Source organism: Coleofasciculus sp. C1-SOL-03, assembly GCF_040220555.1.
Taxonomy (GTDB): Bacteria; Cyanobacteriota; Cyanobacteriia; order Cyanobacteriales; family Coleofasciculaceae; genus Coleofasciculus.
Map to the genome: position 1 here is coordinate 1 of NZ_JAVJUO010000040.1, position 14,117 is coordinate 14,117.

Consider the following 14,117-nt stretch of genomic DNA (forward strand, 5'->3'; position numbering starts at 1 on the left):
ATCCCCCTCCCGTCCCCCTTAAAAAGGGGGAAGCCAGCAGATGCTTCGCTTTTTGTTCCATGGGGAAGCCAGCGGATGCTTCGCTTTTTGTTCCATGGGGGAGGACAGAGAATGCTTCGCTTTTTTTGCATGGGAGAAGGGGAACCGGACTCTCTTGCTCCCCTCTTGCTCCCCTCTCCCAAGCTTGGGAGAGGGGCTGGGGGTGAGGGCTGGAAGTTAGCGTTCGCGTAGCGTTCTCAAAGGGTAGCGTAACGCACAATAACTTTTGTCGTAAGCGATGCGAACGCTTATGGCGCTAAAGCGCAACTACGAACCTCTAAATTGCCTTAAAGACTATCTGGATCAATATTCAACTCCCGCAATTTTGCCGCTAATCGTTCAGCGCGTTGCGCTTCTTGTTCTCGCTGTTGTTCTAATTCCAAATAGGACAAAAACTGTTGCCCATCTGGTCGATATAATTCTAAACCTGTTTCTGTTAGTTCAAACCGTACAGTTAAGCGCGGACTGACCCAGCCGGACATGGGTTCAATGACTTCTAATAGTCCTTCTATTCTTTGCCACCCTCTCAAGTCTTTGTTGTCTGGATCATAGAGGTAATATTCTTCGACACCATAACGGTTATAAAATGCCAGTTTTTTATCCATTTTAGTCTGGCTGTCATGATAGGAACGGATTTCAAAGACAACCTGCGGCGGGATATTGTTTTCGCGCCATTGCAGGTAGGAACGGCGATCGCCTTTTGGTACGCCAAACACAACCATTACATCCGGTGCTTGGGAGATGGTGTTGTTGCCTTCAACTGGATACCAAAGTAAGTCTCCGGCGACAAATACATTCGGGTCATCTTTAAATAAAGCATCACAGCCGCCTTGGATTTTGGTAATCCATTGATATTGAAGGGTGCTGTCTGCCATGGGTTTACCATCACTAGAGGGATAAATAATTTCTTCTTTGGCGAGTGTCATAGTATTAAAACCTAAGTTAAATTTACTTGGTCATACGTTGTTGTGCTGTCGTTGAGGGATGTTGATTAAATTCTATCAAAGTTTGCCCCTCTAATATGATTCCCCTGTAGGGGCGACCCGCTTGCATAAATTGACAACTCCAGAAACAGGGCGGGTTTACATAAGTTACCAGTTTTGAAGAGCATGTTATCGGTAAAACCCGCCCCTACAGACGATCGGGTCGCCCTTTGTTTTCATGGGAAGTTTAAACATCTGAGTCGGGGCGGGTTTAGTCACATCTGGGTGCAACCAAAAAGATAGTTGTGAAACCCGCCCCTACAACACGAATGTCGCTGATTAAGCGGGTTTCGTAGTAGGCACGAAGCGTGCCAGAAGCGCTAAAGCGCTGACTACAAACTCGAAAGTTAGTGCAATTTTACTTAACACTAACGTTGTTTAGATTGGATTGTGTAAACAAAATTTATGTTTAAAATTATATCATATATCGCTTTTTTTTTCTCTAATTTTGCTAATTTATTCTGAGCAAAGTTCCTAACTTTATCATCAGGATCATTTTCGGCTCTGTCTCGCAGCAAGGGTAGAGTCTGGGGATGATCAGGATATTGTTTAATAATAATTTTAAGTGCTAATTGCCGAGGATGAAATTGCAAGTCATCCTCACGTACAAAGGGATCATTGAGAGCGCGATCGCGTAATAATTTAAATAGCCATGGCTCATCTTTCCAGCCTTTGGTTAATTCTTGCACCGCTGCACATCGCACATCCCAATGGTCATCAGATAGGGCTTTTTGTTTCAGCCAAGGTAAGGTATCTGGGTCATCTTTCCAGCCTTTGGCTATTTCTTTTACTGCTGCATATCGCACAGTCTCATCGTCATCAGATTTGACTTTTTGTTTCAGCCAAGGTAAAGTGTCTGGAGAATCATGCCAGGTTGTCGCAATTGCCGCAACCGCTTGGGTGCGAATTTCCCGAACTAAACGGAAATCCTCTCCATAAGGTTTGTAATAATAAGATAAGTCATACTGAATTAACCCCTTAATCTGATTAATTAATTGAGTCGCCGTTGATGCGATAACCGAACGGTTCCGCACCTCAGAAAGGCAATCCGCCGCTAGAAACACATTAATAAACTGTTCCTCTTCGCCCGGCTGATTCCTCAAATAATCTATAATTTCCCCCGCCAACTTTGGCTCAATCATCCCCACAATCAGCCGTAACACTTCATGCCAAGACTCATCCTGCCAATGCTTGCCAAAAACCTCGGTTTTCAACTTATCCCGAGAAATCGTTTGTTTTTTCTCAAACTGCCGAACATATTCCCAGGCGCAGAAATATTCCAAAAATGTCCGATGCACAAAGGCATAATAATCCGCCCCCATGAAACATAAGATAAAATTCCGTTCCCGCAGTTGCTTAATCATCACCCTAGCCACCGCCCTGGGATTATTGATATCTAATGTTTTCAGATAATCCGTCAAAATCCTCTCTAACTCATCCGCCGCAATCAGATTACCCGCCAACCCTTTCTCTACTGCTTGCATCTGATAAGCAACCCGATGCAACATCGCCTGCTTATCTTTATAATCAATCGTTTGAATCTCTAACTGTTGATCGGCTAAAGCGACGCCAGAGTTAGCGCCAGAGTTGGCAAAGGTGTTTCAGGTTTTAGGGATTGAACTCCTGAATTTTTAGGTATTGACAAAATCAATAATTTATGGATTTAACCAGATATTGCTGAATAACTACTCAATTTTTATGAACTTTTATATATTTACAATTCTAGACTTAATATGTAACTATATGATTAAGTTTGTGACGGATATTCTAGGGTTTAATTCAACTCTCTACTCGCTCGTTCTCACATTGCAATATGAGGCATGGCGAAGAACGTAAAACGACGTATTCCATCGAAAATCGGAACGTGGTCTGTTGCGGCTGCCAACCCGGTTTTGCCCATCAACACAAATCCGGCAAGGCTACAACAATTAAAGGTTTTGCCCCAGTATTTAATCACTTCATTGAGTAAAGAGTCAGTAATTTCGTCCCGACACAGTGCTGCCATTCCCATCGTGTTTTCATCTTCAAATCCATGAGATTTCAAGTAATAATAGGTTTTTTGCATGTAATCTGGCATGGGTAATGCACCGGGGAAATAAGTTTGAAGACTTTGGTAGAATATGGGATAAGTGCTTGGCTCATAACCATGGGGCTTCAACATTGCTGCTTTAGTCTCCTGTGAATAAGTCGCACAGTCCTTATTTTGGCAGAGTTTGAACCCTTTTTTTCATCTTTTTGTGAGAAATCCGGGGATAGTCGAAGTGTCCCTACCGAATCAATTCTCCCGAAGCGAGGATAGCATGGCATTGCCCTACCTATCACCATCGTAGTCTCAACTCCAGCTTTTCAATCTGTCCTAGCCTATAGGGTAAAAGCAATAACGTTCCCCTGAGTCCGAGAAAGGATTAAAATTGGGGTATGATACTCATTAGCGATCGCAAATATGAGCGCAAGTGCAGACATCGTGGAATTAGCCGACGCCTTAGTCTATAGCAAGACTGGGCAGCATCTGAATGATTTGCAACGGTTCATCCTGCGGGAATCGTGGCAAGAGACCAAGAAAAACTATGACCAAATGGCTCACGAATTGGGCTATTCGGAAAGTTATATTAAGCAATCTGTTGCGCCTCAGTTGTGGAGAATGCTTTCCCAAGGACTGGAAGAGAAAGTTACTAAAACAAGCGTTCGCTCTGTCCTTGAACGGCGTTTAATGGCGCCAAATAAACTAACATTAAAAGCGGTTTTTAATGATAATGAATTAGGGATTAAATCAGCTAAAGCTGAGCGTTCAGATCAGGCAAAATCCTCACCAACACCGCTTATTCAGCCGTCGGGTCAGACCATCTTGCCCACCGTTGACCTGGAATTGCCCGATGGCAGTGTTCCCTTAAACTCTCCCTTTTATATCGAGCGAGTTCCTTACGAAGCCCAATGTTATCGGGAACTGCTTAAACCGGGCACGTTGATCCGAATTAAAGGACCGAGGCAAATTGGCAAAACCTCGTTAGTTCATCGCTTACTCAGTCGTGGTATCGCCAATAATTATAAAACAGTCGTTTTAGATTTTCAGCAAGTCGAAGAAACGGTGATTAGCGACTTGAATAAGATGTTGCGCTGGTTATGTGCTAGCTTGACTCGCCAATTAAAGTTAGAGTCGAGGCTCAATGACTATTGGGATGAGGATTTGGGCAGTAAGATGAGTTGCGCTCTCTATATTCGAGAATATATTTTAGCCGAAATTGATCAGCCGATTGTCTTAGTTTTAGAAGAATTGAGCCTGATTTTTCAACAGGTGAATATTGTCCAAGAATTTCTCACCCTATTGCGGTCTTGGCATGAACAAGCTAAAGTTGATCCAATTTGGCAACGGTTACGCTTGGTGCTAATTCAATCAACCGAGGTCTATGTGCCTTTAAATATCAATCAGTCTCCGTTTAATGTCGGGTTAGGCGTTGATTTAGAACCCCTGAGTCGGGAACAGGTACAAGACTTGACTTGGCGTCATGGATTGAGCTTAGAAGCGGAACAAATAACTCAGATGATGCAGCTTGTCGGGGGTCATCCTTATCTGATCCGGCTGACATTATACCATTTAGCTAGACAGGATTTCACCTTTGAGCAGATCCTGAAAACAGCCGCAACGGAGACGGGAATTTATGCCAACCATCTGCATCGACATTTGTGGACGCTGCAACATAATCCTGAACTGGCGACGGCGTTTAACCAAGTTCTTAGCACCACTGAACCGATTGAGGTGGAACAGGTGCAAGGGTTTAAGCTGCACAGTATGGGACTGGTCACTCTGGAGGGAAACCAGGTGAGGCTAAGTTGTGATTTGTATCGGTACTATTTTCGCGATCGCATCATCAAGTGTCAAGACGCAGACAGTGAGTAACCGCAGAGGAACCTGTTCCGGATGGGTTCTGATCGGGTGCGTCTGGAGAGAAGAACCAGAAATGACGAAGTTTTAGCGAAATTACCACTTTTTATATATTGACAAAAGTGCTAAACAATGCATAACCGCTTGAAACTACTCAAAAATTAGTCACTTTTTATGAATTTTTCTGTATGTTTCGAGTCAAAAGTAACTGTTATTATTGATTTAGTCAAGTGAAAGCCGCAGTTCTTGAATAAAATCCTAGATGGAAGCTAAACATATAGAAAAACAAATCCAAGCGTTAGACGAGTGGGTTAAAAACAATTCAGATTCCAGAGAATTGAAAAGAGCTATGGTGGTAAAATTAACTCTTCAAGGATGGACGTATAACTCGATTGCTGAGTTTCTCAATGTATCGAATGGGTTTATCAGTAAATGGAATAAGCGGTTTAAACAATCTGGACTAGAAGGGCTTAAATTATCTTACAAAGGCTCTAGTGGTTATTTGACCAAACAGCAGAAGCAAGATGTAATGAAGTGGTTAAATCAAGACGAGAATCAGGGTTTAGAGACGATCAAACGTTATTTAAGAGATAAATATGGTATCAATTTTAAATCCAACTCAAGCTACTATAATTTAATCAAAGAAGCACAAAACTATTTCCTTCAGTTCTCTGCGGAGTATTCCTAACGGTTGTAGGATTTACGCATTGATAAAATAAATACGGCAGATTTCAGGTTGATGAGGTAAAGTATTCTAATCAAGATCCCCGACTTCTCCAAGAAGTCGGGAATCTGTCTGTGTACCATCTCTAATCCGACTGCTGTTCTCTCACCCAAGTCCGAAACGCCCGTAATGTTGCAGTTTCTCCATCCGCTAAACTTTGCCGAATAAACCGAGGAATTGCGGCTAAAGATAGCCATGGAAACGTCGGACTTTTCTCCACAGATTGATAACTCGTTGATTCTGGAGATAAAACAAATACATCGAGTTTACGTCCATCATAACGCCACAGTTCTGGTACACCAATCGCGGCATAAATTGGGAGTTTATCCATAGAACCACTGGTAATGTCAATCTCTAATACTAGATCGGGTGGCGGATCATTCGCCAAATCAATCTCTTGTTTATGTCTAACTTTTGGTTCATTTTGGATGTAGTAACAGGAGTCAGGTTCTCCCCCTTTTTGTCGTTTTTCTCGCTTCAGAGTGAGAGAGCCAAACCGTTTGAGGTTGAGATTTAATTCATCCGCGATCGCGCCAATTAAGCTTTCAATAAAGCGGTTATTATTTTCATGAGATCCTAAGGGCGTCATAATTTCTAATACTCCGTCATTGTAAGCCAAACGAGCGCAGCGGTTTTTCCCTAAGTCTGCAAGTAACCGCTCAAACGTTTGCCAACTGATATTTGACAGAATGACCCGATGTTCGCCTAGTTCAAACGTAGCTGTTGTCATTACCTATTCCTGACAAAATTATCCCTTTTGTAGGGGGGTAAAAACGAAAGTAATTATTGGGTAAAAAATGGCTTTCCCCCTTGTATAGTATAGCTTCCCGATTAATTCAGCAAATCCCGAAGATGAGTCCCCCATCCCTCTACCTTCTCCATTGCCCTTGTTCTTTTCCATTCTTGGAGTATTATGAGAGTTGGGGTTGGCGAGAAGCAGGGGGCTAGGATTGATGACTATAATCAAGTTTCTCAAACAGGGGCGGACGTTGACATTGCCGTTAATCTGGCTAACCCTCTTCAATCCGACGGTTCAGGCTCAGTTAATCCCCGATAATACGTTAGGCACGGAAAACTCTATCGTTAGTCCCCAAGATGTGCGAGACTTCATTGAAGGTGGGGCAAGGCGGGGGAGTAACTTGTTCCATAGTTTTACTGAGTTTAACGTTAATGTAGACCAACAGGTTTACTTTGCCAATCCGGATGGCATCGCCAATATCCTAACGCGGGTTACAGGGGATAACCGATCAAATATTTTTGGTACTTTAGGCGTTGATGGCAATGCTAACCTCTTTTTACTCAATCCCAATGGCATTCTTTTTGGTGCGGATGCCAAATTAGATGTCGCGGGTTCTTTTGTTGCTAGTACCGCTGATGGGATTCAGTTGGGAGACGATGGCATGTTTCGGGCGACTAATCCCCAAGACAGTCAACTGTTGGCGATTCAACCCGGTGTCTTATTTTTAGACGCCCTGCGTCAACAGCAAGCGGAAATTCGCAATCAGGGACAGTTAAGCGTCGGTACAGGACAAACCTTGACGCTAGCGGGAGATAGGGTGATGAGTACGGGTTCATTGACCGCTCCCGGCGGTACGATTCAGGTATTCGGTGAGGAGGTTCAGTTATTAGAAACTGCCAGAATTGATGTCTCTTCTCTTACAGGTGGCGGTAGCGTCACTATTGGTCAAGGGGAACAAGTAACCATTGCTGAGGGCGTGCAAATTCAAGCCGATTCTCTGAATCAGGGGGATGGCGGTAGCGTAATTATTCGGGGCAATGAAACAACGCAATTTGAAGGAACGATTACCGCCCGTGGTGCGAGTGACACGCCTCAATCCAATGGTGGGTTTGTGGACGTATCTGGTGGATATTTAGAGTTTACCGGAATCGTGGATACAACCGCTCCTTTGGGAGACGTGGGAACCCTGTTACTCGACCCAAAAAATATTTGGATTCAAGCGGATGGAAGTGACCCCGCTGATGGGCAAACCTTTGAGACGAATCCAACAGAGGTATCGATTATTAATGGTAATGTGCTTGGCTCGGCTCTCGCCACTAACTCTGTCACGTTACAGGCAAATAATGATATTGCTATTAATCAGAGTCTTTTTAGCCCATCAAGCAATAGTCTAACGTTAAAGGCAGGACGTTCGATTACTATTGCTAATGGTCAGCTAATCATTCTCGATGGTGGAGACTTTATTGCCAAAATTAATGACGAAAACGCGATCGCGTCTCAACGGGATGCTGGAGTCGCTCAGTTTTTGATGAATCCGGGTTCTACTCTGACATCCCTGGGTGGGAGAATCGAGATTACCTCCGGAACCTTTGCCGATACCAGTCAAATTAACACCGCCAATAGTACAATCAGCAGCGCCGATGTTTTAGGCAATAGCGGCAGCAGTGGTGATATTACTTTGTTTGCCTTGGGTAATGTCACTACAGGGCTGGTAAATACTGGACGAACGATTGGCGGGGATGTCGTGGCGAACAATGGCGGTAATATCACCATTAAAAGTGAAAACGGGGCGATCGCAACCACGGATTTTGTGACTAGCGATGGGATCAATCAAGGGGGTGAGGTTTTACTGGAGGCGAGCGGTGATTTGAGTGTTAGTGAGAATATTACCGCAACCTCCACGGAAGGCATAGGCGGGACTATTACCCTGAGAAGTGAAAAAGGTGCGATCGCTACCTCCGCCATGCTGATCAGCGATAGTCTAAATCAAGCGGGTGATATCTCTGTTGATGCTAGCGGGAATCTGGATATTAATGGGAATATCAGTTCAAGGGGAGAAATCGGCGGGAACATTATCCTCAATAGCGAAAAAGGCGCGATCGCAACTACGACGCCTCTAGTGAGTGAGGGTATCAATCAAGCGGGAAAGATTTCTGTTGATGCTGCTGGAGATCTAACGACGATGGGAAGTATTATTGCTAATTCCCAGAATCAAGCTGGAGATATCTCACTCAATGCGATCGGGGATCTGAGTGTTAATCGAAATATTAGCTCAAGGGGAGAAATCGGGGGGAACATTACTCTCAATAGCGAAAATGGCGCGATCGCAACTACGGCACCTCTGGTTAGCGAGGGTAGCAATCAAGCGGGTGATATCTCACTTAATGCAAGCGAGAACCTGAGTGTTAACCGGAATATCAGTTCAAGGGGAGAAATCGGCGGGAACATTACCCTCAATAGCGAAAATGGAGGGATCACAACTACGGCGGCGCTGGTTAGTCAAGGTAGCAATCAAGCAGGTGATATTTCTGTTGAGGCGAGCGAGAACCTTAGTGTGAATGGGAATATCGATTCAAGTGGAGAAATAGCTGGGGGGAATATCACCCTCAAAAGTGAAAATGGCGCGATCGCAACTACGGCGGCGCTGGTTAGCCAAGGTATCAATCAAGCCGGAGATATTTTCCTTGATGCTAGCGGAAATATTAGTGTGAGTGTCGATATCACCTCAAGATCTCAGGAAGGAATGGCAGGACAAATTACACTCACCAGTGGTGGGTTGTTATCGGTAACTGGAACCGGTGGTATTTCAACCATTAGCCGGGGGTCTGGTGTAGCTCAGGGAATTACAATTACTGCTCCATCACTGCAAGTCAAAGATGCGCCGATTGTTGCTTTTGCCTCGAATGAGACTCAAGGGGGAATGGTGCAGGTCAATGCTGCTGATGATGTGGTCATTCGTAATAGTAATATTGGTACATTTGTTGAGTCTGGTTCTGCTTATGCCGGAAATGTTATCCTCAATACCCGTCGGTTAACGATTATCCAAGATCCGGAGACAACGATTGAGTTCCCCGTGGGGGTTGGTTCTAATACTGCTCTGGAGAATAGTGGTAATGCGGGAGATGTCACGATTAATGCCACGGAGTCTATCGAAATTATTGGCAATCAACCTGGTGCGTTTAATCCCAATCCTGTTGAATTGGCTCAAATCCCCTTACAAGGAGATACAGGAATCTCCACATCAGCTTTAGGTAGTGGTAACTCTGGCAACTTAACAATTAATACCGGGCGATTATCTATTCGCGACGGTGGCGGAATTACTACGTTTGTGAATCAGGGTGAGGGGGGAGATTTAACCGTTAATGCAACAGACATCGTTTTACAAGGAGAGGGCGGTATCGGTACGGGAACGTTGGGTGAAGATGCTGGGGATTTAACTTTAAATGCGGAGAACGTTTCTATAACGGACGGCGCTTTGATCAGCACGTCTACGGGGAGTAATGGAAATGCCGGAGACTTAACCTTAGATGTGCGTAACTTGAGCCTTCGCAATGGTGCTGGCGTCCTCGGAAATGCCGGAGCAGAGGGCAATGGGGGACAATTAACGATTAAAAATGCTGAGTTAATTGAAGTGATTGGCAGGTCGGCGGATGGCAGTTTTCCTAGTTCCATCGCCACGGATGCATTTTCGCCGAATGAATCGGGCAATGCTGGCGATATAGATATTACTAGCCAAGAATTGATTGTCGAACAAGGTGGAGAGATCACATCAGCAACCCGTGGTTTCGGAGATGGGGGTGCTATTCGACTGAATTTAGAGAGTTTGCAACTGAATAATGGTCGGATTAATGCCTCGACATCGGGTTCTGGAAAGGGTGGGAATATTCAGATTCGCGCTTCCGAATCCGTTGAAGTCATGGGGGCAGGATTTGAGGCGTTGCAAGAGCAATTTGTGCGTCCGGCGTTTGCCGATACGCTCACCCTGGATAATTTTAGTCAGGGAATTGTCACGGTTACGGATGGAGAAGGAAGGGCAGGTAATGTCTTCATTGAAACCCCCAATTTTATTGCCCGTGATGGTGGATTGATTGCTACCACCACTCTCAATCAAGGTAGGGGGGGAAATATTCAGATTGATGCGACGAATCGGATCGAGTTAGACAATTCTCTGTTAGGTTCGGGAACCTTTGATCAAGCGGCATCAGGCAATGTTACCCTAACCTCTCCTCGGCTGGTTGCACGCGGGGGAGCGCAGGTACTAACCACCACCTTTAATTCTGGACAAGCGGGTGATTTAAATGTGAATGTGTCGGAGTCGATTGAACTGTCTGACCCCAATAATCAAGGGACTCTCCTAAGTACGGGTTTATTTGCCTCCTCAACTCAAGCCGCATCCGGCGATGGGGGAGATATCAATATTAATAGTCCCACGAGTGAATTAAATATTCGCGATCGCGCGGCGGTGTCGGTGAGTGCCACAGGGACAGGCAATGCTGGGGATATCAATATTGATGTCCGCTCTCTGTTCTTAGATCAAGGGTTAATTTCAGCAACGAGTTTATCCGGAGAAGGGGGGAATATCTATCTCAAAGTAGCCGAGACATTTATCTTGCGAAATAATAGTCAACTGTCCACCCGTGCAGGAACCGAAGCCAGTGGCGGTGGTAATGGGGGAGATCTGACAGTTGATGCTAATTTTATTGTGGGGGTGCTGTCGGAAAATAGTGATATTACGGCGAATGCATTTGAGGGAAATGGTGGCAATATTACGATTACTACTCAAAGTATTTTAGGGTTGCAAGTGAGTGACCAATTAACGCCCAAAAGTGATATTACAGCAAGTTCAGAATTAGGAATTGATGGTCGAATTGTGATTAATACGCCGAATATTGACCCCTCACGAGGGTTAATTGAACTGCCCTCAACTTTCTCTGATCCCTCTGGGCAAATCATGTCCGGCTGTCCAGCGGATACAGGCGATCGCTTTGTGGTCACCGGACGCGGTGGAATTCCTCATTCTCCCAGTCAATACCTGTCTGGGCGGGCAATTTGGGAAGATACGCGACGGTTATCCAGTCAGAGTTCTCCATCCCCAACTCCTACTAATTCTCAGCGTCCTCAACCTGATCCGCAACCTTTAATTGAAGCCCAAGGTTGGGTTGTTGACCAGGATGGCACAGTGATACTTACCGCTGAACCCTATCAAGGCAAACGAGTGAATATTGGCATGGATTTTCGCACTTGTGGAAGTCAATAAAAGCTCTTGATCCTTAATCAAGGCATTTTTGCCCTTTTGTCAATCTACTCACTTGCTACCTTCAATAGAAAACCCATAAAATTAGGGGCTAAAGCCCCGACTACAAACCCAATCTAGCCGCACGAACAATACGATAGAGGGCATCGGCTAAAAGTTCTCCTCCCAAACCTTGTCCCTTAACAGTATTATCCACTGCCAATTTACCAATTAACGTAGCGGGAATCGGATAGGCAGGCATCTTTCGTTGATAAGATTCAGGAAAAGATTCGTACTCAATGACACTGGCGCTGATAGTATAGTAACCATCCACCTTTAGTCCACCTAATGCTGGAAGAGCCACAAAGGTTTTAGCAATTCCCTTTTGATGATTTTGCCGAGCGTATTTCTTGAGATATTCATTGAGAACTCGATAGCCACAGTCAAAAGCATCTCGTTGATATCTTTTCTCAATCGGCAGAACGTCCCATCTCAGTTCACTACTTATCATACTTGTCCCGAAACTTTTGGATAGTAGCTTTGAGCTTTCCCTTCAGTTGCGGCGGATTTTCCATCACAGACATAAATAACTCGCGATCGCGATTTGACAGAACTAGCCTTTCATGGATATCTATTTCCTGTCTAGCGATGGGAACCAAGTAAAAAAGAGTATAGGCACTTAAAGAAACTCCTTTCAAGGCGGCTGCCCGTTCTAGGAGTTCTTTTTGCTCTTGAGTAACCCTTAAATCAATCCTACTATCTTTAGGTTGAGAGGTTTCCGGCATCTTTGCTCTCTAGTTCGCTTAATTCACAGTCTAGCTATTGGGGCGGACAATCGCCTCAGCTTCTCCCACATTCACACGACTTCGCAATTCACCAACCAATTCCTGATTTTGAACTGGCTGTATTCTCAACCAAGTTGCCCCTTGAACTGCTGTAATCACAGCCTCCCCCGCCCTCTCATCCAAAAGTTCATTATGAACTGCATTCGGAATCAAAATCCTATCGTATAATTCTTGCAGAAGAGTTAGCTGCCCAACCTTCGCCAAGTTTGAAATGGGTGAAGTATTACTGACAACAATCATCACCAACCCATTTCCTGCAAGGTTTTGAGATCTTCTTGAAATTCAGCGACATCGTAATGAACACAAATGCCTCGCTCAGCCAGCAACCTTTGAAACTGCATCCGATGCATCCCCAGCAATTCACTGGCTTTCCCTAAACTAATTTTTTCCTGTTGGAAGAGCATAATTACAATTTCTATCAAAAATTCACGTTCTGACAAACCGCTGACTTGTATAATATCATCGGAAATAACCAGACTCATTGCAATTTCTCCGACTCGGCTTTTTTCATCGTAGCAATCCGATGTTGAGATTTCGCATCGAATCCCCAAACTACAAGCGAACCTTAGCATCCATGCGATCGCTGTTTTCCCAATCGTGCGATCGCCTCACCCCAAGCATACAACCCTTAACCCAAACCCGGTTAAGACTCTAGCCATCATGTCCACGCGATCGCTACCTCTGGAATTCCTCAACTGTCCAATCTGCCAACTCGCTTACCTGGAACTTTACCAAAATCCTGTTGATTGCGCGTAACCCCTATCCCCTTCACTCAAAGAGCGATCACAGATCAGGATAGATAAGGTACGATAAAAGCAGATTATAAAAAACTATAACTATGGCTTCGGTATCCAATCAACCAACAAAAATTACCCGTACAGAACGAGGACTTGTCATCGCCGGAACTCGCATTACACTGTATCAATTCATGGACTATATTCATGGGGGATATCCGCGATCACTGATCCGACAGCATTTCCCCCAGATTACGGATGAAAAATTTGATGCAGCCATGTCTTACATTGAAGCCAATCGTGCTGAAGTCGAAGCCGAATATCAAACTGTTGTGAAAGATGACGAAGAGATTCGGCAGTACTGGGACGCTCAAAACCGTGAATACTTCGCTCAAATTGCCAAACTGCCACCGCCACCTGGTCGAGAAACAGCCTGGGCAAAACTTCAAGCCGCGAAAGCCAGACTTGAATCTAAGTCATGAACTTTCTGATTGACCACAATATTAGAGGGCAGGCACAGCTTTTATAGCACTACGCATTGAGGTTAGGACAATAAAATTAGGTGAAAAGGCAATAGGGAATAGGCAATAGGCAACATCCTGTTCCCTAATCTCAACCGTTAACTTTAATTGTGTCCACCTACTTACGATTGGCAACGTGGATCGCGTGAGTGAATCTGAATATCGAGAGCGTTGCGTCAATCGACTGGTCGAGATTGCCCTTTATGCAGAGAACTATAGGGGGACAAGACGAATTTTCATACCCTAAAGCTCTAGTTTGCGATCGCATCATCTCTGGAACCGCTAAAAAATATCTATGCAAAACTATGCAGATACGCCGTCATGCGGTACTAACGACTTCCTGTCGGATTTTCACCGACTTCTCCAAGCTCCAACAGAGGAATTGACAACAGTCGATGGCGGTTCGTCCCGTGACTCCC

12 protein-coding genes and 1 pseudogene are annotated in these 14,117 nt (G+C 44.7%); 5 read left to right on the top strand and 8 right to left on the bottom strand.

Annotated elements, in window-relative coordinates:
* Positions 1–326: 326 nt before the first annotated feature.
* From RIE73_RS06390 to RIE73_RS06400, 3 genes and pseudogenes are all read right to left on the bottom strand, one after another.
* Positions 327–965 carry a Uma2 family endonuclease gene (locus RIE73_RS06390; protein ID WP_446400397.1) on the bottom strand — a complete coding sequence of 213 codons (639 nt, stop codon included), beginning with the start codon at positions 963–965 and terminating at the stop codon, positions 327–329.
* Positions 966–1,390: 425 nt separating this feature from the next.
* Positions 1,391–2,530, bottom strand: a complete 1,140-nt coding sequence (locus RIE73_RS06395; RefSeq protein WP_446400398.1) for an NACHT domain-containing protein — start codon at positions 2,528–2,530, stop codon at positions 1,391–1,393.
* 296 nt (positions 2,531–2,826) lie between these two features.
* Positions 2,827–3,183, bottom strand: a pseudogene (locus RIE73_RS06400) (hypothetical protein); the annotation flags it as partial.
* Between the two features lie 282 nt (positions 3,184–3,465).
* Between RIE73_RS06400 and RIE73_RS06405 the strand changes: the two are divergent.
* Together RIE73_RS06405 and RIE73_RS06410 are read left to right on the top strand one after the other, a co-directional pair.
* On the top strand, positions 3,466–4,917 hold the full coding sequence (locus RIE73_RS06405) for an AAA-like domain-containing protein (protein ID WP_446400399.1): 1,452 nt from the start codon (positions 3,466–3,468) through the stop codon (positions 4,915–4,917).
* Between the two features lie 247 nt (positions 4,918–5,164).
* Complete coding sequence (locus tag RIE73_RS06410; protein ID WP_446400400.1) at positions 5,165–5,590, top strand: helix-turn-helix domain-containing protein; 426 nt, start codon at positions 5,165–5,167, stop codon at positions 5,588–5,590.
* A gap of 121 nt (positions 5,591–5,711) precedes the next feature.
* On the opposite strand, the gene RIE73_RS06415 is transcribed toward RIE73_RS06410, so the two are convergent.
* Positions 5,712–6,356: a Uma2 family endonuclease gene (locus RIE73_RS06415; RefSeq protein WP_446400401.1), complete on the bottom strand. Its 645-nt coding sequence runs from the start codon at positions 6,354–6,356 to the stop codon at positions 5,712–5,714.
* Between the two features lie 223 nt (positions 6,357–6,579).
* Between RIE73_RS06415 and RIE73_RS06420 the strand changes: the two genes are divergently transcribed.
* A complete protein-coding gene (locus RIE73_RS06420) occupies positions 6,580–11,622 on the top strand; it encodes a beta strand repeat-containing protein (protein ID WP_446400402.1) in 5,043 nt (1,680 codons plus the stop codon).
* Between the two features lie 100 nt (positions 11,623–11,722).
* On the opposite strand, the gene RIE73_RS06425 is transcribed toward RIE73_RS06420, so the two are convergent.
* The 4 genes from RIE73_RS06425 to RIE73_RS06440 are packed head-to-tail and all read right to left on the bottom strand — an operon-like array spanning position 11,723 to position 12,925.
* Entirely contained in the window at positions 11,723–12,109 is a 387-nt protein-coding gene (locus RIE73_RS06425) for a GNAT family N-acetyltransferase (protein ID WP_446400403.1), read from the bottom strand.
* Positions 12,099–12,383, bottom strand: a complete 285-nt coding sequence (locus RIE73_RS06430) for a type II toxin-antitoxin system TacA family antitoxin (RefSeq protein ID WP_446400404.1) — start codon at positions 12,381–12,383, stop codon at positions 12,099–12,101. Before RIE73_RS06430 ends, RIE73_RS06425 begins: the two co-directional genes overlap by 11 nt.
* Before the next feature lie 30 nt (positions 12,384–12,413).
* Positions 12,414–12,683, bottom strand: a complete 270-nt coding sequence (locus tag RIE73_RS06435; protein WP_446400405.1) for a hypothetical protein — start codon at positions 12,681–12,683, stop codon at positions 12,414–12,416.
* The gene (locus RIE73_RS06440) at positions 12,683–12,925 is read right to left on the bottom strand and encodes a UPF0175 family protein (protein WP_446400406.1); all 243 of its coding nucleotides are present in this window, start codon (positions 12,923–12,925) and stop codon (positions 12,683–12,685) included. Before RIE73_RS06440 ends, RIE73_RS06435 begins: the two co-directional genes overlap by 1 nt.
* Before the next feature lie 41 nt (positions 12,926–12,966).
* Between RIE73_RS06440 and RIE73_RS06445 the strand changes: the two genes are divergently transcribed.
* Positions 12,967–13,098 (top strand): hypothetical protein, encoded by a 132-nt coding sequence (locus RIE73_RS06445; protein WP_446400407.1) that lies wholly within the window; start codon positions 12,967–12,969, stop codon positions 13,096–13,098.
* A gap of 183 nt (positions 13,099–13,281) precedes the next feature.
* Positions 13,282–13,659: a DUF433 domain-containing protein gene (locus RIE73_RS06450; RefSeq protein WP_446400408.1), complete on the top strand. Its 378-nt coding sequence runs from the start codon at positions 13,282–13,284 to the stop codon at positions 13,657–13,659.
* Positions 13,660–14,117: the final 458 nt, after the last annotated feature.

Bases quoted from the DNA above. Each gene is read 5' to 3' on its own strand.
- RIE73_RS06390 (WP_446400397.1), bottom strand. From the start codon at position 965: ATGACACTCGCCAAAGAAGAAATTATTTATCCCTCTAGTGATGGTAAA.
- RIE73_RS06395 (WP_446400398.1), bottom strand. From the start codon at position 2,530: ATGTTGCATCGGGTTGCTTATCAGATGCAAGCAGTAGAGAAAGGGTTG.
- RIE73_RS06405 (WP_446400399.1), top strand. From the start codon at position 3,466: ATGAGCGCAAGTGCAGACATCGTGGAATTAGCCGACGCCTTAGTCTAT.
- RIE73_RS06410 (WP_446400400.1), top strand. From the start codon at position 5,165: ATGGAAGCTAAACATATAGAAAAACAAATCCAAGCGTTAGACGAGTGG.
- RIE73_RS06415 (WP_446400401.1), bottom strand. From the start codon at position 6,356: ATGACAACAGCTACGTTTGAACTAGGCGAACATCGGGTCATTCTGTCA.
- RIE73_RS06420 (WP_446400402.1), top strand. From the start codon at position 6,580: ATGACTATAATCAAGTTTCTCAAACAGGGGCGGACGTTGACATTGCCG.
- RIE73_RS06425 (WP_446400403.1), bottom strand. From the start codon at position 12,109: ATGATAAGTAGTGAACTGAGATGGGACGTTCTGCCGATTGAGAAAAGA.
- RIE73_RS06430 (WP_446400404.1), bottom strand. From the start codon at position 12,383: ATGCCGGAAACCTCTCAACCTAAAGATAGTAGGATTGATTTAAGGGTT.
- RIE73_RS06435 (WP_446400405.1), bottom strand. From the start codon at position 12,683: ATGATTGTTGTCAGTAATACTTCACCCATTTCAAACTTGGCGAAGGTT.
- RIE73_RS06440 (WP_446400406.1), bottom strand. From the start codon at position 12,925: ATGAGTCTGGTTATTTCCGATGATATTATACAAGTCAGCGGTTTGTCA.
- RIE73_RS06445 (WP_446400407.1), top strand. From the start codon at position 12,967: ATGTTGAGATTTCGCATCGAATCCCCAAACTACAAGCGAACCTTAGCA.
- RIE73_RS06450 (WP_446400408.1), top strand. From the start codon at position 13,282: ATGGCTTCGGTATCCAATCAACCAACAAAAATTACCCGTACAGAACGA.